Origin of the sequence: Roseovarius dicentrarchi, assembly GCF_003316635.1 — a bacterium.
In the GTDB taxonomy this organism is placed as follows: domain Bacteria; phylum Pseudomonadota; class Alphaproteobacteria; order Rhodobacterales; family Rhodobacteraceae; genus Roseovarius; species Roseovarius dicentrarchi.
Genome location: NZ_QNQP01000006.1, coordinates 16,780 through 37,610 on the forward strand (window position 1 = coordinate 16,780; position 20,831 = coordinate 37,610).

20 protein-coding genes are annotated in these 20,831 nt (G+C 62.7%); 4 read left to right on the top strand and 16 right to left on the bottom strand.

All coding sequences use genetic code 11. From position 1 onward, the window contains the following. Window positions 1-2: 2 nt before the first annotated feature. From DQ230_RS05830 to DQ230_RS05890, 13 genes are all read right to left on the bottom strand, one after another. Window positions 3-1,382, bottom strand: a complete 1,380-nt coding sequence (locus tag DQ230_RS05830; RefSeq protein WP_113911618.1) for an NAD-dependent succinate-semialdehyde dehydrogenase — start codon at window positions 1,380-1,382, stop codon at window positions 3-5. After that, window positions 1,324-2,367 carry an EamA family transporter gene (locus DQ230_RS05835; RefSeq protein ID WP_113911620.1) on the bottom strand — a complete coding sequence of 348 codons (1,044 nt, stop codon included), beginning with the start codon at window positions 2,365-2,367 and terminating at the stop codon, window positions 1,324-1,326. The genes DQ230_RS05830 and DQ230_RS05835 overlap by 59 nt, the downstream gene beginning before the upstream one ends. A gap of 70 nt (window positions 2,368-2,437) precedes the next feature. Continuing rightward, window positions 2,438-2,935: a peptide-methionine (S)-S-oxide reductase MsrA gene (gene msrA, locus DQ230_RS05840; protein WP_113911622.1), complete on the bottom strand. Its 498-nt coding sequence runs from the start codon at window positions 2,933-2,935 to the stop codon at window positions 2,438-2,440. After that, complete coding sequence (msrB, locus tag DQ230_RS05845; RefSeq protein WP_113911624.1) at window positions 2,932-3,381, bottom strand: peptide-methionine (R)-S-oxide reductase MsrB; 450 nt, start codon at window positions 3,379-3,381, stop codon at window positions 2,932-2,934. The genes msrA and msrB overlap by 4 nt, the downstream gene beginning before the upstream one ends. A gap of 161 nt (window positions 3,382-3,542) precedes the next feature. Then, window positions 3,543-4,568, bottom strand: coding sequence for an L-threonine 3-dehydrogenase (gene tdh, locus DQ230_RS05850; RefSeq protein WP_203228018.1), 1,026 nt, complete (start codon window positions 4,566-4,568; stop codon window positions 3,543-3,545). 11 nt (window positions 4,569-4,579) lie between these two features. Then, a complete protein-coding gene (locus tag DQ230_RS05855) occupies window positions 4,580-5,773 on the bottom strand; it encodes a glycine C-acetyltransferase (RefSeq protein ID WP_113911627.1) in 1,194 nt (397 codons plus the stop codon). 79 nt (window positions 5,774-5,852) lie between these two features. Further along, complete coding sequence (locus DQ230_RS05860; protein ID WP_113911629.1) at window positions 5,853-7,856, bottom strand: hydantoinase/oxoprolinase N-terminal domain-containing protein; 2,004 nt, start codon at window positions 7,854-7,856, stop codon at window positions 5,853-5,855. A gap of 29 nt (window positions 7,857-7,885) precedes the next feature. Next, window positions 7,886-8,959 carry a tRNA epoxyqueuosine(34) reductase QueG gene (gene queG, locus DQ230_RS05865; protein WP_113911631.1) on the bottom strand — a complete coding sequence of 358 codons (1,074 nt, stop codon included), beginning with the start codon at window positions 8,957-8,959 and terminating at the stop codon, window positions 7,886-7,888. A 37-nt stretch (window positions 8,960-8,996) separates the two neighbouring features. Further along, window positions 8,997-9,662: an FtsZ-binding protein FzlA gene (fzlA, locus tag DQ230_RS05870; RefSeq protein WP_113911633.1), complete on the bottom strand. Its 666-nt coding sequence runs from the start codon at window positions 9,660-9,662 to the stop codon at window positions 8,997-8,999. A gap of 57 nt (window positions 9,663-9,719) precedes the next feature. Next, window positions 9,720-10,439 (bottom strand): monofunctional biosynthetic peptidoglycan transglycosylase, encoded by a 720-nt coding sequence (mtgA, locus tag DQ230_RS05875; RefSeq protein ID WP_113911635.1) that lies wholly within the window; start codon window positions 10,437-10,439, stop codon window positions 9,720-9,722. 51 nt (window positions 10,440-10,490) lie between these two features. Continuing rightward, the gene (locus DQ230_RS05880; RefSeq protein WP_113911637.1) at window positions 10,491-11,540 is read right to left on the bottom strand and encodes a saccharopine dehydrogenase; all 1,050 of its coding nucleotides are present in this window, start codon (window positions 11,538-11,540) and stop codon (window positions 10,491-10,493) included. Window positions 11,541-11,553: 13 nt separating this feature from the next. Further along, a complete protein-coding gene (locus tag DQ230_RS05885; protein ID WP_113911639.1) occupies window positions 11,554-12,171 on the bottom strand; it encodes a glutathione S-transferase family protein in 618 nt (205 codons plus the stop codon). A gap of 17 nt (window positions 12,172-12,188) precedes the next feature. Then, entirely contained in the window at window positions 12,189-12,839 is a 651-nt protein-coding gene (locus DQ230_RS05890; RefSeq protein ID WP_113911641.1) for a histidine phosphatase family protein, read from the bottom strand. 130 nt (window positions 12,840-12,969) lie between these two features. Between DQ230_RS05890 and DQ230_RS05895 the strand changes: the two genes are divergently transcribed. Beyond that, window positions 12,970-13,320: a PRC-barrel domain-containing protein gene (locus DQ230_RS05895; protein ID WP_113911643.1), complete on the top strand. Its 351-nt coding sequence runs from the start codon at window positions 12,970-12,972 to the stop codon at window positions 13,318-13,320. Between the two features lie 13 nt (window positions 13,321-13,333). Here DQ230_RS05895 and pncB read toward each other — a convergent pair whose 3' ends face one another. Next, window positions 13,334-14,626: a nicotinate phosphoribosyltransferase gene (gene pncB / locus DQ230_RS05900; RefSeq protein ID WP_113911645.1), complete on the bottom strand. Its 1,293-nt coding sequence runs from the start codon at window positions 14,624-14,626 to the stop codon at window positions 13,334-13,336. 80 nt (window positions 14,627-14,706) lie between these two features. After that, complete coding sequence (locus DQ230_RS05905) at window positions 14,707-15,561, bottom strand: SDR family oxidoreductase (RefSeq protein WP_113911647.1); 855 nt, start codon at window positions 15,559-15,561, stop codon at window positions 14,707-14,709. A gap of 97 nt (window positions 15,562-15,658) precedes the next feature. Between DQ230_RS05905 and DQ230_RS05910 the strand changes: the two genes are divergently transcribed. The 3 genes from DQ230_RS05910 to DQ230_RS05920 all read left to right on the top strand — a co-directional run bounded on the left by DQ230_RS05910 (window position 15,659) and on the right by DQ230_RS05920 (window position 18,507). Beyond that, a complete protein-coding gene (locus DQ230_RS05910) occupies window positions 15,659-17,137 on the top strand; it encodes an AMP nucleosidase (RefSeq protein WP_113911649.1) in 1,479 nt (492 codons plus the stop codon). Between the two features lie 119 nt (window positions 17,138-17,256). After that, complete coding sequence (locus DQ230_RS05915; RefSeq protein WP_113911651.1) at window positions 17,257-17,544, top strand: HU family DNA-binding protein; 288 nt, start codon at window positions 17,257-17,259, stop codon at window positions 17,542-17,544. A 90-nt stretch (window positions 17,545-17,634) separates the two neighbouring features. Then, window positions 17,635-18,507 carry a DMT family transporter gene (locus DQ230_RS05920; protein WP_113911653.1) on the top strand — a complete coding sequence of 291 codons (873 nt, stop codon included), beginning with the start codon at window positions 17,635-17,637 and terminating at the stop codon, window positions 18,505-18,507. 60 nt (window positions 18,508-18,567) lie between these two features. On the opposite strand, the gene DQ230_RS05925 is transcribed toward DQ230_RS05920, so the two are convergent. Continuing rightward, window positions 18,568-20,823, bottom strand: a complete 2,256-nt coding sequence (locus DQ230_RS05925) for an NADP-dependent malic enzyme (protein WP_113911655.1) — start codon at window positions 20,821-20,823, stop codon at window positions 18,568-18,570. Window positions 20,824-20,831: the final 8 nt, after the last annotated feature.

Sequence of the window (20,831 nt, forward strand, 5' to 3'; positions counted from 1 at the left end):
AGTCAGCTCATCACCATCACGGCCTTGGCGTTGGTGAATTCCTTCATGCCGAAACCGCCATGTTCGCGGCCATATCCGGCATCTTTCACCCCGCCAAACGGCATGTTCGGGGTCGCCATGCCAAACCCGTTGATGAACACCATGCCGGTGTCAAACTCCTCCTCGGCCAGCTTCACCGCCGCCTCGGTATTTTGAGAAAGAATACCGCCGCCCAGCCCGAACCGGCTGTCATTGGCGATGCGCATGGCATCCTTGTCATCGCGGGCATGGATCAGGGATGCGACCGGACCGAACAACTCGTCCTCATAGGCAGGCTGTCCCGGTGCGACATCTGCCAGCACGGTTGCAGGATAGTAATATCCGTCTCCTTCGGGGATTTCACCGCCGCACAGAACCGTCGCCCCGTTCGCAACGCTTTTCTCGACCTGATCGTGCAGCCCGTCGCGCAGATCCTTGCGCGCCATCGGGCCAATGTCGCTGCTGTCCTTGGTGGGATCGCCAGCCTTGATCGCCTTCATCCGCTTGACGAACGCCGCGCGGAACGCGTCATACATCGAATCCACCACGACAAAGCGTTTGGCGGCAATGCAAGTCTGACCGTTGTTGTACAGACGCCCGTTCACGCATGTCTCGACCGCGGTCTCCAAATCGGCATCCGACAACACCAGATAGGCATCGTTCGACCCCAGTTCCAGCACGGTTTTCTTCAGCGCCTTGCCGGCCCGCTCGCCAACATGACTGCCCGCACCGGGGCTGCCCGTCAGCGTGACACCGCGCACCAGCTTGTGCTCGATAATCTTGTCAGACTGATCATGCGAAATCACCAGCGTTGCAAACAAACCGTCGGGCAAGCCACCTTGACGGTAAATTTCCTCCAGCAGCAGGCCAGAGCCTGTCACATTCGATGCGTGCTTCAGCAGAACGCCGTTACCAGCCATCAGATTGGCGATGGAGTACCGCACAACCTGATACGCCGGAAAATTCCACGGCTGAATCCCGTAAATAACGCCAAGCGGCGCATGCGCAACGCGGCCACGCTTGCCATTCGCAATCTCGCGATCCTCGGTCGCCAGTTCCGATGGGCCATGCTCGGCGGTGTAGTCACAAATCGCGGCACACAGATCGACCTCTTGATAGGACTGCTCCAATAGCTTGCCCATCTCCTGGGTCATCAGTTGCGCCAGCTCTTCCTTGCGGTCGCGCAGCTTGGCGCCGATTGCCTTCAGCACCTTGCCACGGTCCTCATGGCTGCGCTTGCGCCACGCCAAAAATGCCTCGTGGCATTTTTCAATCGTGGCGTTGGCGTCATCATCGCTCATATAGCTATAGGTTTGAATGTCCTTGCCCGTGGCCGGGTTGATCGTCTGGAATGTATCGGTCATGTCGTACCTCGCGTCTCGGGTGAATTTGCACGTAAAACGCATGGCCCACCCAGACCGTTCCATCACCCTTCCGGTGTACGTGCCGCGCGGGCGCGGCCCCGTTCAGGCCCAGCTGATGCTCGCGCAGGATAATGGCGATGCCGGCAACGGCAATCATCGCGGCCCCGACCAGCATGGCGCCTGTCGGCACCTCGTCAAAAATGAAATACCCGATGCCCAGCGCGAACAGCATCGACGCATAATCGAACGGTGCGACGATGCTCGCGTCGGCATAGCGGTATGACAGGGTCAGAAATATCTGCGCGGTCCCGCCGATAACACCAGCCAGAACCAGCTGCGCCGCCAGCCACCCACCGGGCCAGACCCAGCCAAACGGCGCCGTCAGCAGCGACAGAACGGTGGCGGTGACCGAAAAATAGAATGCGATGGCAGCGGGATGTTCCGTTTGCACCAGCTTGCGGATGGTGATCTGCGCAAAGGCGGCGCAGGTCGCGCCGATCAGCACGACAATAGCGCCCAGAATCTCGCCCCGGTTCACCGTTTCGGCGCCAAACACGCTCAGCTTCGGCGCAAGGATGACCAGAACCCCGCCCATCCCAAGGCAGACAGCGCCAATCCTCAGCGGCCCCACACGCTCGCCCAGAAACAGCGCGGCAAAGATCACGATCAACAGCGATGAAGTATAGCTCAGCGCCGTCACCTCGGGCAGCGGCAGCAGGCCAAGCCCGGCAAAAACCATGCCAACGGCGACCGTACCCGAAACGCCGCGCCGCACATGACCCCAGACCGATTTGACCCGCAGCCCGGTGCGCAACTCTCCCAGCATCACAAGCCAAAGCAGGGTGATCGGAATCGCGAAAAACGACCGGAAAAACACCGCCTCGCCGGGCGGCACCCGGTCCGAGGCGGCCTTGATCAGCGCCGACATGAAAATGAACAGAATGACCGCGCATAATTTCAGCGCGATCGCCTTGACTGGCTGCATCGGCATGGCTCCTTTGCGCCATGCTTGCGCCCGGCCTCAACGCGCGTCAAGGCCGGGCATGTTCGGCGGCTCAGCTCCGCGGCAATACCCAATCCGGCCGCGGAAAATGGCAGGTATAGCCGTTTGGAACCCGCTCCAGATAATCCTGATGCTCCGGCTCGGCCTCCCAGAAATCGCCTGCCGGCTCCACCTCGGTCACAACCTTGCCGGGCCAGTTGCCGCTGGCCTCCACATCCTGAATGGTGCGCAGCGCCTCTTCGCGCTGCTCCTCGTTCACGTAATAGATGGCCGAGCGATAGCTCATCCCGATGTCGTTGCCCTGACGGTTCGGCGTGGTGGGATCATGGATCTGGAAAAACAACTCCAGAATCTGGCGGTAGCTGATTTTATCGGGATCAAAGATGATCTCGATCCCCTCGGCATGGGTGCCGTGATCGCGATAGGTGGCGTTCGGTATATCTCCGCCAGTATATCCGACCCGCGTCGACAGGACACCGTCCCGCTTTCGGATCAGATCCTCCATTCCCCAGAAGCAGCCCCCTGCCAATACTGCGCGCTCTTCGCTCATGCTACATCCTCCACCTGATCCAGATACTCGCCATACCCCTCGGCCTCCATCTCGGCCTTCGGCACAAACCGCAATGACGCCGAATTGATGCAATACCGCAATCCGCCCCGGTCGCGCGGCCCATCGTTAAACACATGGCCCAAATGGCTGTCGCCATGGGTACTGCGCACCTCGATCCGGCTCATCCCCAGCGTTTCATCACGCAACTCGGCCACATGCGCGGGCTCGATCGGCTTGGTAAAGCTGGGCCAGCCGCATCCGCTCTCGAACTTGTCCGAAGACGCAAACAGCGGCTCGCCCGAAACGATATCAACGTAAATGCCCGGCGCCTTGTTGCCCAGCAGCTTGCCGGTGCCGGGCCGCTCTGTCCCGCTTTGCTGGGTGACGCGGTATTCTTCGGGCGACAGGCGCGCAATGGCGTCCGGATCTTTGGTATAGCGGCTCATGGCTGGCTCCTTGGTGTCAAAACATCCTGATCAGGTAAATGGGCGCACCGCGCCAAAATCCAAGCGATATTACACAAGCCTCACCCCGGCTTGATCCGCCATGGTTTTTTCTTGGTCCAAATACCCAAATTCCGGCGGCAAATGCACGAACACCCCCCTGATCAGGCCCAATCCATCACCACCTTGCCCGAATTACCGGAGATCATCGCGGCAAAGCCCGCCTCGAAATCGTCAATCCCGATACGGTGCGTGATCAACCCCGAAACATCCAGTCCGGACTGAACCAGCGCAATCATCTTGTACCACGTCTCGAACATTTCGCGGCCATAGATGCCCTTGACATGCAGCATCTTGAAGATGATCGCATTCCAGTCCACGGCAAACTCGGTCGGAGCGATGCCCAGAAGGGCAATCTTGCCGCCGTTATTCATGCGGCTGATCATTTGCTGCATGGCCGCGGGCGCGCCTGACATCTCCAGCCCCACGTCGAACCCTTCGGTCATGCCGATACGCTCCATCACGTCGCTCAGTTGCTCTTTGGACACGTCAACGACATGCTGCACGCCCATCTGCCGCGCCAGATTCAGCCGGTAGGGGTTGATATCGGTGATCGCCACCTTGCGCGCGCCCACCTTCTGCGCCACCAGCGCGCCCATGATGCCGATAGGGCCGGCGCCCGTGACCAGCACATCCTCCCCCACCATGTCAAAGCTGAGCGCGGTGTGAACGGCATTGCCGAAAGGATCGAAAATCGCCGCGATTTCATCGGGGATATCCTCGGGGATCGGCACAACATTCATCTCGGGAATGCAGACATATTCGGCAAAGCTGCCGGGCCTGTGTACGCCCACCCCCTTGGTATTGCGGCACAATTGCCCGCGCCCGGCGCGGCAGTTGCGGCAGGTGCCGCAGACGATATGCCCCTCGCCCGACACCCGCTGCCCGATCTTATACCGCGTCGCCGCGGCGCCCATATCAGCGATCTCGCCCACGAATTCATGGCCGACGACCATCGGCACCGGCACCGTTTTCGCGCTGAATTCATCCCATTTCCAGATATGCACGTCGGTGCCGCAAATCGCGGATTTGCGTACCTTGATCAGTACATCCTTTGGCCCCGGCTCGGGCACCGGGACATATTCCATCCACAGCCCCGGCTCGGGGCGCGCCTTGACCAGCGCCTTCATGCGGTTTTCCATCAGATCACCCCCAATTCGCGGCCCACCACCTCGAACGCGGCAATCGCCTCGTCCAGCATCTCGCGGGTGTGCGCGGCGCTCATCTGCGTGCGGATGCGGTCCTGATCTTTTGGCACCACGGGGAAGCTGAAGGCGGTCACGTACACCCCATGTTCGCCCAGTTTGGCCGCCATCTGCTGCGCCAGTTTCGGATTGCGCAGCATGACGGGGATGATCGCATGTTCGCCCGGCAACAGCTCGAACCCCAGATCGGTCATACGCGTGCGGAAATGCGCGGCATTATCCCAAAGCTGCGCGCGCAGGTCATCACCCTCCTCGATCATGTCGAACATTTTCAGCGACGCACCCGCAATCACGGGCGCGAGCGTGTTGGAAAACAGATAGGGGCGCGAGCGCTGGCGCAGCCAATCCACCACCTTGGCCGAGGCGGCGGTATAGCCCCCCGACGCGCCGCCCAGCGCCTTGCCCAGCGTGCCGGTCAGGATATCGACCCGGCCCATCACGCCGCAATGCTCGATACTGCCGCGCCCGGTGGCGCCGACAAAACCGGTGGCGTGGCAGTCGTCTACCATCACCAGCGCGTCATATTTATCGGCCAGATCGCAAATCCGGTCCAGCCTGGCATAATAGCCATCCATCGAAAACACGCCATCCGTGGCGATCAGCCGGTGCCGCGCGCCTTGCGACTCCTTCAGGCACCGCTCCAGATCCGCCATGTCGCTATTGGCATAGCGATAGCGCTGCGCCTTGCTCAGCCTTACACCGTCGATGATGCTGGCATGGTTCAGCGCATCGCTGATAATGGCATCCTCGGGGCCAAGGATCGTCTCGAACAATCCGGCATTGGCGTCAAAGCAGCTGGGATACAGAATGCAATCCTCAGTCCCGAGGAAGCTGGCAATGCGCGCCTCCAGCGCCTTGTGAACCTCCTGCGTGCCGCAGATGAACCGCACCGATGCCATGCCGAACCCGTAGCGATCCAGCGCCTCATGGGCGGCGCTGATGATGTCGGCATTGTCGGCCAGCCCCAGGTAGTTATTGGCGCACAGGTTGATCACCTCCGCCCCGCTTTTCAGCGACACCCGGCCCGCTTGCGGCGATGTGATCACCCGCTCAACCTTGTAAAGGCCGTCATCCTTCAGGCCCTCCAGCCGTGTGGCCATATCCGTGTCGAACCTATTCGATGCGCTCATTTCGTTTCCCTTTCCTGCTGCCCCGCCGGGGTGATTGCCCGAAGGCTAACGCATTATCTGCGCCGGTAACATGGGGCTGTCACGCGGCAATGCGCGGCCTGCCTGATGCCTCGACGGTGATCTCCCCCTCCAGAAACACCTGCCGCGCCTCGGCCTGGGCGGTGCGCAGGTCACGGGTGGCGGTGATGTGGATATCCTCGGCCCCGGCGGCAACAGCTTCGGCGCGGGCGTCCTGCTCCAACGCGAATTGCAGCGCGTCCAGCGCCGTGGCGTCTTCCGTGTAGTCGACCGGGCCGGTCGCCAGATGCACGCGATAAACCCCCTCAACCGGGCATGTCACCGTGCCGCTGCGCCGGATCGTGACCCGGCCCACCACCGCACCGATGGCATTGGCCACGTCCGCATGTTCGGGCAGGATCATCGCGCAGCCCAGCCTGATCCCGACCGCCGGATAATAGCACCCCGCCGACGCGCCCAGCCCGACCACAGGCACATTCAGCCCCGTTTCGAACCGCAGCAGCCCCTTGTGACCATCCAGACCGCGCTGCGTCAGCACATGCCGCGCCAGCACGTCAGCGGGCAGACCAAACTGCTCGGCTTCTTCGGCGAAACCGGTCTCTAACATGGCCAACACGGTCTGGTTGGTCAGCTGGTCGACAATCATCCGCGCCATGCCCGCCGCATCCTGCGCCAGTGTATTGCCCGACCCGGTCCGGCGCCGCGCAAGCAGGCTCAGCGCCTTTTCCGCCGCTTCGATATCCCACGTGTCGACATTGCCCAGAACATGGCTGGCATCCGACGGCGTCACCCCCGAGACCTGCACCAGCCCGCGCGCAACAAGGCGCCGCAGCGCCTGCGCCTCCATCCGCGTCTTCAGGACCGCGCCGACGGGCTGAACCCCGCCGCCGACAATCCGCGCCAGCAGACCCGCATCCTTGTCCGGCAACCCGCCTGCGTCGACACCCGGCACCGCGCGCACAAACGCCGCGTCATGATCGGCTGGCACCGAATTGCGCAGCTGCGCGTCCAGCACGCGATGCACCACATCCGGCGCCTCATGGCCAATCAGGCTGACGGGCAGCACCCGGCGCGGGCCCAATACGATGCCGCCAGCCAAGCCATCGCCCTGAACATGCACCTCACTGTCACCGCCCAGACCGGTCGTGCGCATGCCCACCGCCTCGACCATCGTGCGCCATGGGCCAACCTGCGCGCCGGCCGGATCAATCATCGGCTTGCCGCCGCGCAACACAGCCACATCCGTGGTCGTGCCGCCGATATCCGACACCAGCGCGGTATCAACCCCGGTCAGCCACCGCGCCCCCACGATCGAGGCGGCCGGCCCGCTCAATATCGTCTCTATCGGGCGTTCCCGAGCCTGAGCTGCGCTAATCAGCGCACCATCACCGCGCACCACCATCAGCGGCGCAGTGATGCCCAGATCCTGCAACTTGCCCTCGGCCTTTTCGATAAGACTGGCAATCATGCCGATCAGCCGGGCATTCAGCAGCGCCGTCAGCGCGCGCTTTGGCCCGTTCAACTTGGCCGACAGGTGATGCGAGCAGGACACCGGGCGCCCCGCCCTCTCGGCTATGATGCGCGCGATTTCCAGCTCGTGCTCGGGGTTGCGGGTCGCGAATTGCGACGCGACCGCGAATGCCGAAATGCCCCGCTGCTCGGCCAGCCACGCCTCAAGCGCGCGGGTATCCAGTGGATGCGCCACCATTCCCGCATGATTATGCCCGCCCGCCAGAACCAGCGCCGGATCGCCGTCCAATGCGCTGCGCAGGCCATGACCCTCCATGTCCTGCTCGCGGAACCCGACATAGATCAGCCCGACGCGCCCGCCCTGCCCCTCGACCAATGCATTGGTGGCAAGCGTGGTGGACAGCGACGCCAGCGCGATGCGATCCGGCGCGATGCCGCTGGCCGCCAGAACATTTGCCACCGCGCCGCCAATGCCAATCGCCAGATCGTGGCGTGTCGTCAGCGCCTTGGCGCTCGCGATGACCTCTGATTCGTCGCGTATCAGAACCGCATCCGTATAGGTTCCGCCCGTATCCACACCCAACAAGATCGCCATGCATTCCCCCACCCGACGCCCAATCAGGACTATGCCGGATTTTGCGACCGATCCATCCTGTTTTCGACGTCCTGTAGTCGCTCCACGGCCCATCGCGCCGCATCTGCCACGGTGGCATCCTCCGCATCGCAATGCGCCTGCGCTGTGGACACCAGCGCAGGGTCGCCCGAATTGCCGATAGCATACAGAACATTACGCAAAAATCGCGCGACACCGATGCGCTTGATCGGACTGCCCGAAAATTTCGCGCGAAAACTTGCATCATCCAGCTGCGCAAGCTCCGCCAAAGGCGGCCCCAAAAGATCTGCACGCGCGTGATAGCGCACCTCGCGCGCCTCTTGGGCAAATTTGTTCCACGGGCAGACGGCCAGACAATCATCGCAGCCATAAATGCGGTTGCCCATCAACGGGCGCAGCTCGGCGTCCACCGGGCCGTGATGCTCGATCGTCAGATAGGAAATGCAGCGCCGGGCATCCAGCTGATACGGCGCAGGAAAGGCGCCCGTCGGGCACACATCCAGACAGGCCCGGCATCTGCCGCAATGGTCGGCCTCGCCCGCATCGGCCTCGATGTCCAAGGTGGTAAAGATCGACCCGATAAAGAACCAACTGCCCAGATCGCGGCTGACCAGATTGGTATGCTTGCCCTGCCAGCCCAGCCCGGCCGCCGCGCCCAGCGGTTTTTCCGGCACCGGCGCCGTGTCGACGAACACCTTCACCTCGGTCTTGTCCGACGTTTCGGAAATCAGCCAGCGCGCCAGCCGTTTCAGCCGCTTCTTGACCAGGTCGTGATAATCCCTGTTCTGCGCATAGACACTGATCGCACCCTCGCTGCGCCGCTCCAGAACGGCCAGCGGGTCATGCGCGGGCGTGTAGCTTTCGCCCAGCATGATAACCGACCGCGCCTCGGGCCACAGCGCCGACGGATCACCGCGCCAATGGCTGCGCTCGGCCATCCACTGCATCTGCCCGTGCCGCCCCTTGTCAAGGAATGTCTCCAGCCTGCCCGGCACCTGCGGCACGTCCCAGGGGCGGCAGATCCGCGCCAGACCAAATCCTTCGGCCTGCGCCCGGGCGACCAGTTTCTGCTTTAGCGGGTCCATGTTTTTTCTTGGTAAAAATACCCAATCGACATCAGCATCAAAAATCGAGGTCCGAATAATGTTTCGGCGGCGGGAAGCCGGGCACCTGATCGGCCAGAATGCTGCGGAACGCGGGGCGCGATTTGATCTTGGCGTACCAATCCTTGACCACCTCGCTACGGTTCCAATCCACATCCGAGATATAGTCGAGCGAGCTCAGATGCGCGGCGGCGGCAAAATCGGCCAGCGTCATGGTATCGCCGGCCAGCCAACGGCGGTGGTCCAGCAGCCACGCCATGTAATCAAGGTGATACTTGATCGCCTTGGCGCCCGATTTGACGTTTCCGCTATCTGGAAAACCGGCGCCCATTATCTTTTTGTTGACGCGCTCATACAAAAGTTTTGACGTCACCTCATGATGAAACTTGTCATCGAACCACGCCACAAGCCGGCGCACCTCATAGCGTCCTTCGGAGCTGCGGGGCATCAGCGGCGGCTCGGGGTATTTTTCCTCAAGATATTCGCAGATTGCGGCGCTTTCGGGCATGATACGGCCGTCTATGCGCAGGATCGGCACCTTTCGCGCGGGGTTGCGGCGATGAAAATCGGGGTGATTTTCCCAGTACCGTTCTTCTATCAATTCGCACTCGATCTTCTTTTCAGCAAGACTCAGGCGCACCTTGCGGCAGAAGGGTGACAGGGCAACATGATAGAGCTTGGCCATGGCGCGGCAGACCTTTGTTTGGGTGTTCCTCTTCAATGCCTGTTTGGCCTGTGGGTTTCAATCCTCGAAACACGCGGCGCGCCCGTCACGGCGGATCGTGGCCGCGCCATCCATGATCGACCCGGTCCGTTTGCGCAGCCACGCTGACGGTTTGCTGGCAGACCGGTCCTTGGGGTCGGGCAGAACGGCCGCCAGCCGCGCAGCCTGCAGATCCGACAAATCGGCAGGCGCGACGCCGAAATAGTGCCGCGCGGCGGCATCGATGCCAAAGATGCCCTGATCGAATTCGGCGATGTTCAGGTAGATCTCGATGATGCGGCGCTTGGGCCAGATGATTTCGGATATCGGGGTCATCACCGCCTCCAGCGCCTTGCGCAGCCATGAGCGGCCTTGCCACAGGTAGACATTCTTGACCGTTTGCTGGCTGATGGTGGAGGCGCCGCGCGCCGCGCCCTTTTCCAGAACCTGCCGGATCGCCTGCATGTCAAAGCCCCAGTGCAGGCAGAAATTGGCATCCTCGGCCGCGACTGCCGACCGCGCCATGACCGGGGCGATCTGGTCCATCGGCACCCATTGGTGACGGATCGTGCCCAGACGGCGCGCCTCTTGTTTCATGTAATAGGTCGGGCCGGGCGGAACGTAGCGATGCGCAAGCTGCGCAAGCGCGACGCATGTCACGGCCGTCAGCGCGGCCCACATCAGCCAGCGCCGCGCGCCGCGGACAAGGCGGCCCAGCGGATCGGCGCGGCGCGGCTGTTTGGCAGTGTTGCGTGGCATGGCAGACCGATTCAGATGAGTATTTTCAGAAAGATGAAAGCCGCAGCGAATCTATAGCGCGTTCATTGCCGCGCTGAAGGTCGCCTGCGCGCGGCCCCACACCCCTGCGCCGAGATGTGGCAAATCCCGAAGGGACGGCAGAAGCTGCCCGGCAAAATCATGCGACGCCTCTACCGGCAAGAGCGATGGCAAGTTGTCGATAGCCATGATGTCCATGATGGGCGCGTCATGCACGCGGCGGGCGGGCGCCGCCCAGGTGGTGGCCGCGTCATAGAGTGGCACCGGATTATAGTCACTGTCCGGATCGCAGGCGACATCGCCGATCGCGGTCAGTGTTCGCGGCTGTGACAGGGCCGATTGCGGCACGAATACAGGGGTTCCGGGCCGTGCGAAGATGCAGTTCAGAAACATGTCATGCGTCAGGATTTCGGGGAACGGGCCACCGCCTGCCGTCTGCTCCATATCCCATAGGGTCGGGCTGAGGCCCATGTTGGTGCAAAGATCCGCCGCGCCGGCTCCGACACGGCCCAGCGCGCCGATGATGATCGCCGTGGGCGTGCGCAGATTTGCGATATCCCGTGCCAGATCGGCCAGCAGCGCGTCTTTGCCGCCATAGGTCGTGACCGGCGGGCAGAGGCCGCCGGCCTGCTGCGCCGCCCATGCCTTGAGCGTGATGGCAGCGCCGGCATATCCGGCCCAATAGCCGAAAGCGGCGATGCGGCGGCCCTTTACGTCCACCAGATATTCCAGATCGTAAAGCGTGCCGCCACCGGCAGCGAAACGGCGCAGCAGCGCCTTGCCGGAGTGCTGACCCTTGAAAGCGTGGCCGAACATGATGTGTCGGTGCGGCAGCGGCGTGCCGTCCTCGGGAAGCTCTTTCAGCCCCAGGATGATCGCATCCGTGGGCGCGTCCGGCCAGCTATGCATCGGCGCGATACTGCAACCGGCGGCGCGGTAGTCATCAATAGCAATGGCGCGCTGATCGCTTTGCTCGACAGTTACCTGCATCCCGGTGGCCAGCAGATCGGCGGCGCCGGCGGGCGTCAGCGGCGTGCGCTCCTCATTCGGGCGCTGTTCGGCCCGGACCCAGATATGTGTCATGTCCCGGCCCCCCTCAGCGCAGCATGCCGGCAGCGCGGACCGCCTGCACCGACGGGCGCGCCGCCATCGCGTCGCAAAAGGCGGCAAGACGCGGGTAGTCTTTGACATCCACCCCGTCACCTTCCAGCCATGTGCAGATGACATAGAGATAGGGGTCCGCCACCGTGATCCGGTCGCCCGCAATAAACGGCCCGGCAAGGCAGTGCTGTTCGATATAGGCGCAGCTGTCTGCCATGGTTTCCGGCACCTTGGCGCGCATGTCCTCTTGCGCATCTGCGCTATCGGCCCAGCGCGAGGCGCGCATGCGGTGGGCGTGGTTCACGTGCATCGTGCTGGCGAGGTAGTACATCACCGATCGCAGCCGCGCCGCCTGAAACGGGTCCTGAGGCTTCAGGCCCGCGGCGGGCGCGATTGCGGCGATATAATCCAGAATTGCGCCCGTTTCGGTCAGGATGCCGGCGCCCGTCTCAAGCGCGGGCACGCGGCCCTTGGGATTGATCCTGTGATAGGCGGGCTGCGTCTGGGCGCCGGTTTTGAGATCAACGCGGATGGCCTCGAAATCCAGCCCTGCCTCGTGCAGGGCAATGGCGACAGCGATGGATATCGTGCCGGGGGCATAGTGCAGTTTCATGGCGGCCTCCTGCCGGTTCAGATGAATGTGCGGGCATGCGCCCGGTCTGCCGCATCAAGGTGCGGCGTGGCGTTGAACGTGTCCAGTACCAATGCGCCATGAACATACCGCAGCCGGTGAACCGAGCTGTTCTGGATCCGCAGCATCATATTCGCCATCATGCGCGCGTCCAGCCCCAGAACATGCTGCATGACCATGCCGATCACCCCGCCCGATGTCACCATCAGCGTCCGGCCATGGGCATCGCTGGCCTCCTCCATCAGGGCCACGATACGGGTGCGGAAACTGCCGAAAGTTTCCGGCACGCCTATCAGCCTGTCCTCGGACCAGTGGGTGATGACATCAGGCAGGTAGCGCGCAAATTCCTGCGCCGTGTCGGGCGCAGGGACGCCGTGCTGGGCCTGCATCGCATGGGCAAGGTTGAAATATGTCAGCTCGTTCAGGCGGGGATCCTGCACCGTGGTCTGGTATCCCATGGCGCTGGCGGTCTGGCGCTGGCGCGTCAGGGTGCCGGTCAGAACGCGGTCGAAATGCGGCTCTGTTTCGGTCAGCCACGTGCCCAGCCACGCCGCCTGCCGGTGGCCCAGATCGGACAGCCGGTCATAGCTGGCCTCGTCCTTGGCGCCGCTGTTGGCCTGTCCGTGTCGCACCAGGATTATTTCGGTCACGCGCGCGCCCTCCCTCGTTCGCCAGAACCGCACAGTAGCGGCGCGGCGCAAGGTGTTAAAGGGCGGCGCAGGGAACTGCCGCGAACATGGAACGTTGACGCCGTAACCCACACGCTGAAAGGAGATACTTATGCCACGCCCCATGATCATCGCCGCGACCATGCTGACCGCCATGCCACTGGCCGCGCAGGAGGCCGCCCAGGGCGCCGGCGTCGTTGACACACGCGACGGCACATTTTTGCAAAGCGTCGACGACACCAACGTGATCAACGCCAATGGCGAGAAAATCGGCGAGGTCGAAGAGATCCTTGTCGATTCAGACGGCCAGCCGGCCGGCTTCCTGATTGACCTTGGCGGATTGCTGAACTTCGGCGATCACGATGTTTCCGTGCCGCTGGGCGCGCTGGAATGGAACGGCAAGGAATATGTTTCAAAAATGACCGAGGAGCAGCTGGAAAATCTGGCGCCCTGGGACGAGTAAGCCGGATTGACAATCAGACTATAACGTCAAATTCCTGCTGCGCGCCGACATCGAACACCCGTTTGTAGCGCGCGATCTCACTGGCCGGGCCCATCGCCTTTTTCGGGTTATCCGAAAGCTTGACGGTGGGCCTGCCATCCGCGCTCACAGGCTTGCACACCATCGAAAACGGCGCCAGCGCATCATTTGGCACCAATCCGCGAAAATCATTGGTCAAATGCGTACCCCAGCCGAACGATACCCGCACGCGGCCTGAAAACTGCGTCTGAAGCTGGACGATCTTTTCCTCGTTCAGACCGTCAGAGAAAATGATCAGCTTTTGCGACGGATCCTCTCCGCGCGCCTTCCACCATTCAATCGCCATTTCGGCGCCCTTGGCCGGATCGCCGGAATCGACGCGTATACCGGTCCAACCAGCCAGCCATTCCGGCGCATTTTTCAAAAACCCCTCGGTGCCGTAGGTGTCGGGCAAGATGATCCGCAGGTTTCCTTCGTGTTCTTCGTGCCAGTCACTCAGGACATCATAGGGCGCGCGCGCCAGTTCGGCGTCCGACTGGGCCAGTGCGGCATATACCATCGGCAATTCATGCGCATTGGTTCCAATCGCCTCCAGATCGCGGTTCTTGGCGATCAGGCAGTTGGATGTGCCAACGAATTTCTCGCCCAACCCTTCGTGCATCGCGCGCACGCACCAATCCTGCCAGAGAAAGCTGTGACGCCGCCGCGTGCCAAAATCGGCAATGCGCAGGTCCGGCACCTCGCGCAGATTTTCCACCTTTTCCCATAGCTTGGTCATGGCGCGAGCGTACAGCACCTGAAGCTCGAACTTCTCCATCTTGTGCAGCACCGCGCGGCTGCGCAGCTCCATGATGACCGCAAGCGCGGGAATCTCCCATAGCATGACTTCGGGCCAGCTGCCCTCGAAGGTCAGCTCGTATTGGTCGCCGACACGCTCCAGATGATAAGGCGGCAGGCGCAGCTTATCGAACCAGTCCATGAAGGCCGGATTGAACATTTGCCGCTTGCCGTAGAACATGTTGCCGCGCATCCACGTGCTTTCGCCGCGCGACAACGACAGCGACCGGATATGATCCAACTGCTCGCGCAGCTCGCCCTCGTCCACCAGATCGGCCAGCGGGATATGCGTGGCCCGGTTGATCAGGCTGAACGTGACCTGCGTGTCGGGCCGGTTGCGAAACACAGACTGGCACATCAGCAGTTTGTAAAAATCCGTGTCGATCAGGGACCGGACGATCGGGTCGATCTTCCACTTATGATTGTGCACGCGTTCGGCGATATCGACCATGTCGGCCTCCGGAAATATGTTCCGAAATCTTAAATCAGGGCGCAGCCAAGATTGAAAGCCTTGGCGTGTGATCTGCCGCCTTACCCGCCTGCGGCCATCGCGCGCAGTCCGTCGCGATAGGTGGGATAGCGCAAGGTCACCCCCAGATCCCGCTTGATCCGGTCATTCGAGACGCGTTTGGATTCGGCATAGAAACTGCGCGCCATCGGTGACATGTCAGCGTCGTCGAACGCGACCGCCTCGGGCAGGGGCAACCCCAGCAGTTCGGCGGCAAAGCCGATCACATCCTGCGGCGGCGCCGGATCATCGTCGCACACATTATAGGCCGCGCCGGGATCAGGCCGGCGGATGGAGGCGGCCAGAACCTGCGCGATATCCTCGACATGGGTGCGGCTAAACACCTGACCCGGCTTGATAATACGCCGCGCGGTGCCTGCGCGCACCTTTGCAAAGGGGCCGCGGCCGGGGCCGTAAATACCGGCCAACCGGAAAATATGCAGCGGCAGGCCCGGAATGGCCTGCCACGCCGCCTCGGCGTCCTTGCGCAATGCGCCGCGCCGCGTGCCGGGGGTCAGCGGCGTCGCCTCATCCACCCAGCCGCCCTGATGATCGCCATAAACGCCGGTGGTGGACAGATACCCGGCCCATTCCAGCCGGGGCGCGATGCGCGCAATCTCACCCTCCAGCGCGGCCAGAACCGGATCGCCATCCTCGCCCGGCCCGGCAGAAATCAGCAGATGCGTCGCAGCCTCCAGCGCGGGGCGCATATCGGCGCCGGGCCAGATCAGCGGCTGAACGCCCTCGCGCTCCAGCGCCTCCGCCTTGTCCGGGCTGCGCGTCGTGCCGATCACGCGCCATCCGCCGTCAGCAAGCAAAAGCGGCGTCAGCGCGCGGGCCGAATAGCCATGACCAAAGGAAAGAAGCGTGCGTGTCATTCCCCAGATATGTGGCACCGCCGCCGCATTGGCAAGGCCGCTTGAACGCCGCCGCCCCCCGTGCAAACGTGCCACCAGAACCTGAAAAGGACTACAGATGACCCCCACGCAGCGCCCCGCCCTGACCCCGGAATCGCCCCCCGCCCGCAAATTCACCGATCCCGCGGCAGCGGTGGATCATCTGTGCACGCTCTACGACACAGCGGTCGATTTCCTGCGCCAGCATTTTGCGGCGGCCCTTGCCGGACCTGTCCCTGAACAGCGGATCAGGGCGTTTTATCCCGAAATCCGGCTGACCACGTCCAGCTTTGTGCAGATCGACAGCCGCCTTGCCTTCGGCCATGTGTCAGGGCCGGGAACCCATGCCACCACCGTGACGCGGCCCAGCCTGTTCCGCAATTATCTGGTCCACCAGATCAAGCTGCTGGTCGAAAACCACGATGTCCCCGTCTGGATCGGCCCGTCGGATACGCCAATCCCGGTGCATTTCGCCGTGGCGCAGGACGCGCGCATGACCGTCCCGCACGAAGGCGCGGCCGGATTTACCCTGCGCGACGTGTTCGACGTGCCGGATCTGGATACCACGAACGACGATATCATCAACGGCATCTATGACCGAACGCCCGGCTCTGTCGCGCCGCTGGCGCCCTTCACCGCGCAGCGCGTGGATTATTCACTGGCCCGGCTGGCGCATTACACCGCCACATCGCCCGCGCATTTCCAGAACCACGTCCTGTTCACCAACTACCAGTTCTACGTCACCGAATTCGAGGCATATGCCCGCCGCGCACTGGCCGATCCCGACAGCGGCTATACCAGCTTTGTCGGCACCTCCGACGCCGAAATCACCGCGCCCGATCAGCCGATGACGCCGCCGCTCAGCCTGCCGCAAATGCCCAGCTATCATTTGAAAAAACCCGACGGGTCCGGGATCACTCTGGTCAATATCGGCGTCGGCCCCTCCAACGCCAAGACGGCGACCGATCATATCGCGGTGCTGCGCCCCCATGCATGGATCATGGTCGGCCATTGCGCGGGCCTGCGCAATTCACAGCGGCTGGGCGATTATGTGCTGGCCCATGCCTATCTGCGCGAGGATGGCGTGCTGAATGACGACCTGCCGACATGGGTGCCGATCCCGGCGCTGGCCGAAATCCAGATCGCACTGGAACAATCGGTCGAGGAAATCGCCCATATGGACGGGTTCGAGATGAAGCGCATCATGCGCACCGGCACCGTCGCCAGCGTCGATAACCGCAACTGGGAGCTGCGCGATCAGTCCGGCCCGGTCCACCGCCTCAGCCAAAGCCGCGCCATCGCGCTGGATATGGAAAGCGCCACGATTGCAGCGAACGGATTTCGGTTTCGCGTGCCCTATGGCACCCTCCTGTGCGTGTCGGACAAACCCCTGCATGGCGAGCTGAAATTGCCCGGCATGGCGTCGGCCTTCTACAACGATCAGGTGGCGCGGCACCTGATGATCGGCATCCGCGCGATGGAAATGCTGTCCGAAATGCCGCTGGACCGGATTCACAGCAGAAAACTGCGCGCGTTCGACGAAACCGCGTTCCTCTGACCAGCGTATTTTTGCGCAATTTCAGTCGGCATTGCGGCGGTATGCGTTGTAATGCCCTTCAAAATAGCGTTACACGTGACACCGAGGCCCACCAGCGGGCAGTAGAAGGAGACCATCTGATGGCAAAACCGATGACCAAGACCCAGCTTGTCGCCGCTCTGGCAGAAGAAATGGGCAGCGACAAGAAAACAGCCGGCACCGCGCTGGATTCGATCATCAACGTGATCACAAACGAAGTGTCCGCCGGCGGCGCCGTCACCCTGCCCGGCGTCGGCAAGATCTACTGCCGCGAACGCCCCGAGCGGATGGTGCGCAACCCCGCCACCGGCGAGCAGATCAAGAAAGAGGCCGACAAGGTCGTCAAGATGACCATTGCCAAGGCGCTGAAGGACAGCGTGAACGGCTGATCTTGCATCACGGCTGAGTTTCCGAAAGGGTCGCCCGTAACAGGCGGCCCTTTCGCATTTTCGCACATGGCCCACAGGAGCGCGGCAGGCATGGATATACGCAGCATCGTGATGGGCGTCGCGTTTTCGCTGATGTGGTCCAGCGCCTTTACGTCCGCACGCATCATCGTGGCCTCTGCCCCGCCGATCAGCGCGCTGGCCCTCCGCTTTGTCATATCGGGGCTGCTGGGCGTTATCATCGCGCGCCTGCTGGGCCAGACCTGGCGCCTGACGGCGCCGCAATGGCGCGCCTGCATCATCCTCGGCATCTGCCAGAACGCGCTTTATCTGGGGATGAATTTCGTTGCCATGCAAACCGTCGAGGCATCGGTCGCCGCCATCGTCGCGTCACTGATGCCGCTGCTGGTGGCGCTGGCCTGCTGGGCCTTTTTTGGCGAGCGTCTGTCGCCGCTGGCGGCTGCCGGTCTTTTGGCCGGCATCGCCGGGGTCGCGCTGATCATGGGCAGCCGCCTGTCGGCCGGGATTGATCTGTACGGCCTGATCCTCTGCGGCTTTGGGGTCATTGCCCTGACCGTTGCCACACTCAGCGTCCGGGGCGCCACGTCGGGGGGCAACTTCATGATGATCGTCGGCCTGCAAATGCTGGTCGGCGGCGCGGTGCTGAGCGTCGTGGCGGTCGGCACCGAAACGCTGGTGATCGAGTGGAGCTGGCAACTGATCGCCGCCTTCGCCTGGACCACCCTCGTTCCGGGCCTTGCGGCCACGCTGCTGTGGTTTCGTCTGGTCGAACGCATCAGCGCGACGCGCGCGGCCACGTTCCACTTTCTGAACCCGTTCCTTGGCGTTGCGATCGCCGCGGTCATCCTGGGCGAAAAACTGCACCTGACCGACATGATCGGCGTTGCCATCATTACTGCCGGCATCCTGACGGTGCAGCTGGCGCGCCGCCCGAAGGCGCGGTAACGCCCCCAGGCTTTTCTTGGTAAAAATACCCAAATCCCGCCGGTCAAGGCAGGCGCGCGTTCAGCCGACTTTACACGCCGCCAGAACCGCCATGTTAACGATATCGGTGGCCGTCGCGGTCGAGGAGCAGATCTGCACTGAATGATCCAGTCCCGACAGGATCGGCCCGATCACCGTCGCCCCCGCCATTTCCTGCATCAACTTGACCGAAATCGAGGCCGAGTGCCGCGCAGGCACGATCAGAATATTCGCCGGTCCGGTCAGACGCTGGAACGGATAGGCCTCCTGCGCGGCGGGGTTCAGCGCGACATCGACGGTCATCTCGCCCTCGAATTCAAAATCGACGCCGCGCTTTTCCAGCACGGTCGGGGCGCGGTGCATCTTTTCCGCGCGCTCGGATTTGGGATAGCCGAATGTCGAGAAACTGACAAAGGCCACGCGCGGCTCCAGCCCCAGATTGCGGGCCACGGTCGCGGCCCGCTCGGCGATATCGGCCAGATCATTCTCGTTCGGCCATTCCTGCACCAGCGTGTCGGCGATCAGAACGATACGCCCCTTCAGCATCAGGGCTGTGACGCCGGCAACGCCATGTTCGGCATCCGCATCGAACACATGGTTAATCAGCTCCAGAACATACGCCGATTTTCGCGTCGCCCCGGTGATCAGCCCGTCGCCATGCCCATGCGCCAGCATAAGCGACGCAAACACATGCCGGTCGCGGCTGGCAAGGCGGCTGATATCATGCCGGTCAAAGCCTTTGCGTTGCAAGCGATCATACAGAAAATTGCGGTACTGCTCCAGATGCGGGGTGTTGGCGGCGTTCACAATCTCCAGCTCGTCCACCGCATCGGCCATGCCGGCCCCGGTCAGCTTGGCCTTGACGTCATCGCTGCGCCCCACAACCAGCGCCTTGCCCATGCCGGCGCGCTGATACTGCACGGCGGCGCGCAGCACGCGCAGATCATCGCCTTCGGCAAAGATCATGCGCGCCTGCGCATTGCGCGCCCGCGCGTTGATCGACCGCATGATGCTGGCGGTCGGATCCATCCGTGCCTTCAGCGATGCTTCATACGCCTCCATGTCGGTAATCGGGCGCCGGGCCGCACCGGTATCCATGCAGGCCTGCGCCACCGATGGCGGGATCATGTGGATCAGCCGCGGATCGAACGGCGCCGGGATGATGTAATCGCGGCCAAAGGACAGCTTGCGCCCATAGGCCATGTTCACCTCGTCCGGCACATCCAGACGCGCCAGCGCGGCCAGCGCCTCGGCGCAGGCGATCTTCATCTCGTCATTGATGGCGCGGGCATGCACGTCCAGCGCGCCGCGGAAAAGATAGGGAAACCCAAGCACGTTGTTCACCTGATTGGGATAATCGCTGCGCCCTGTGGCGATGATGGCATCCTCGCGCACGGCGTGCGCCTCTTCGGGGGTGATTTCCGGATCGGGGTTGGCCATCGCAAAAATCACCGGGTTGGGCGCCATGCTGGCGACCATCTCCTGCGTTACGGCGCCCTTGGCCGACACCCCAAGAAACACGTCGGCGCCGTCCAGCGCATCGGCCAGTGTGCGGCGGTCGGTGATGACCGCATGCGCGGTTTTCCACTGGTTCATGCCCTCGGTGCGGCCCTGATAGATCACGCCCTTGGTGTCGCACATCATGGTGTTTTCATGCCGCGCGCCCATCGTCTTCAGCAGCTCAAGGCAGGCAATCCCGGCGGCCCCCGCCCCGTTCAGCACGATGCGCACATCCTCGATCTTCTTGCCCGACAGGTGCAGCGCGTTGATCAGCCCGGCCGCACAGATCACCGCCGTGCCGTGCTGGTCGTCGTGAAACACGGGGATGTCCATCTCTTCCTTCAGGCGCTGTTCGATGATGAAGCATTCCGGCGCCTTGATATCCTCAAGGTTGATGCCGCCGAAGGTCGGCCCCATCAGGCGCACCGCCTTACAGAATTCGTCCGCGTCCTCGGTATCCAGTTCGATGTCGATCGAATTGACGTCGGCAAAGCGTTTGAACAGCACCGCCTTGCCCTCCATCACCGGCTTGGAGGCCAGCGCGCCCAGATTGCCCAGACCCAGAACCGAGGTGCCGTTGGACACCACCGCGACCAGATTGCCCTTGTTGGTGTAGTCATACGCCGTCTCGGGATTGTCCTGAATGGCAAGGCACGGCACCGCCACGCCGGGCGAATAGGCAAGGCTCAGATCGCGCTGCGTCGTCATTGGAACGGTCGCGGTAATCTCGAACTTGCCCGGCGTCGGCTCAAGGTGGAAGGCCAGTGCCTCTTCGGCGGTGAACTTGGGGTTTGCCATGTGCGTGT

Excerpts from the sequence above, each read along its gene's own strand:
- mtgA (WP_113911635.1), bottom strand. The coding sequence starts at position 10,439 with ATGCCACGCAACACTGCCAAACAGCCGCGCCGCGCCGATCCGCTGGGC.
- DQ230_RS05895 (WP_113911643.1), top strand. The coding sequence starts at position 12,970 with ATGCCACGCCCCATGATCATCGCCGCGACCATGCTGACCGCCATGCCA.
- tdh (WP_203228018.1), bottom strand. The coding sequence starts at position 4,568 with ATGAAGGCGCTGGTCAAGGCGCGCCCCGAGCCGGGGCTGTGGATGGAA.
- DQ230_RS05830 (WP_113911618.1), bottom strand. The coding sequence starts at position 1,382 with ATGACCGATACATTCCAGACGATCAACCCGGCCACGGGCAAGGACATT.
- queG (WP_113911631.1), bottom strand. The coding sequence starts at position 8,959 with ATGGACCCGCTAAAGCAGAAACTGGTCGCCCGGGCGCAGGCCGAAGGA.
- DQ230_RS05920 (WP_113911653.1), top strand. The coding sequence starts at position 17,635 with ATGGATATACGCAGCATCGTGATGGGCGTCGCGTTTTCGCTGATGTGG.
- DQ230_RS05910 (WP_113911649.1), top strand. The coding sequence starts at position 15,659 with ATGACCCCCACGCAGCGCCCCGCCCTGACCCCGGAATCGCCCCCCGCC.
- msrB (WP_113911624.1), bottom strand. The coding sequence starts at position 3,381 with ATGAGCCGCTATACCAAAGATCCGGACGCCATTGCGCGCCTGTCGCCC.
- DQ230_RS05885 (WP_113911639.1), bottom strand. The coding sequence starts at position 12,171 with ATGAAACTGCACTATGCCCCCGGCACGATATCCATCGCTGTCGCCATT.
- DQ230_RS05905 (WP_113911647.1), bottom strand. The coding sequence starts at position 15,561 with ATGACACGCACGCTTCTTTCCTTTGGTCATGGCTATTCGGCCCGCGCG.
- DQ230_RS05860 (WP_113911629.1), bottom strand. The coding sequence starts at position 7,856 with ATGGCGATCTTGTTGGGTGTGGATACGGGCGGAACCTATACGGATGCG.
- DQ230_RS05835 (WP_113911620.1), bottom strand. The coding sequence starts at position 2,367 with ATGCAGCCAGTCAAGGCGATCGCGCTGAAATTATGCGCGGTCATTCTG.
- msrA (WP_113911622.1), bottom strand. The coding sequence starts at position 2,935 with ATGAGCGAAGAGCGCGCAGTATTGGCAGGGGGCTGCTTCTGGGGAATG.
- DQ230_RS05915 (WP_113911651.1), top strand. The coding sequence starts at position 17,257 with ATGGCAAAACCGATGACCAAGACCCAGCTTGTCGCCGCTCTGGCAGAA.
- DQ230_RS05855 (WP_113911627.1), bottom strand. The coding sequence starts at position 5,773 with ATGAGCGCATCGAATAGGTTCGACACGGATATGGCCACACGGCTGGAG.
- fzlA (WP_113911633.1), bottom strand. The coding sequence starts at position 9,662 with ATGGCCAAGCTCTATCATGTTGCCCTGTCACCCTTCTGCCGCAAGGTG.
- pncB (WP_113911645.1), bottom strand. The coding sequence starts at position 14,626 with ATGGTCGATATCGCCGAACGCGTGCACAATCATAAGTGGAAGATCGAC.
- DQ230_RS05880 (WP_113911637.1), bottom strand. The coding sequence starts at position 11,540 with ATGACACATATCTGGGTCCGGGCCGAACAGCGCCCGAATGAGGAGCGC.
- DQ230_RS05925 (WP_113911655.1), bottom strand. The coding sequence starts at position 20,823 with ATGGCAAACCCCAAGTTCACCGCCGAAGAGGCACTGGCCTTCCACCTT.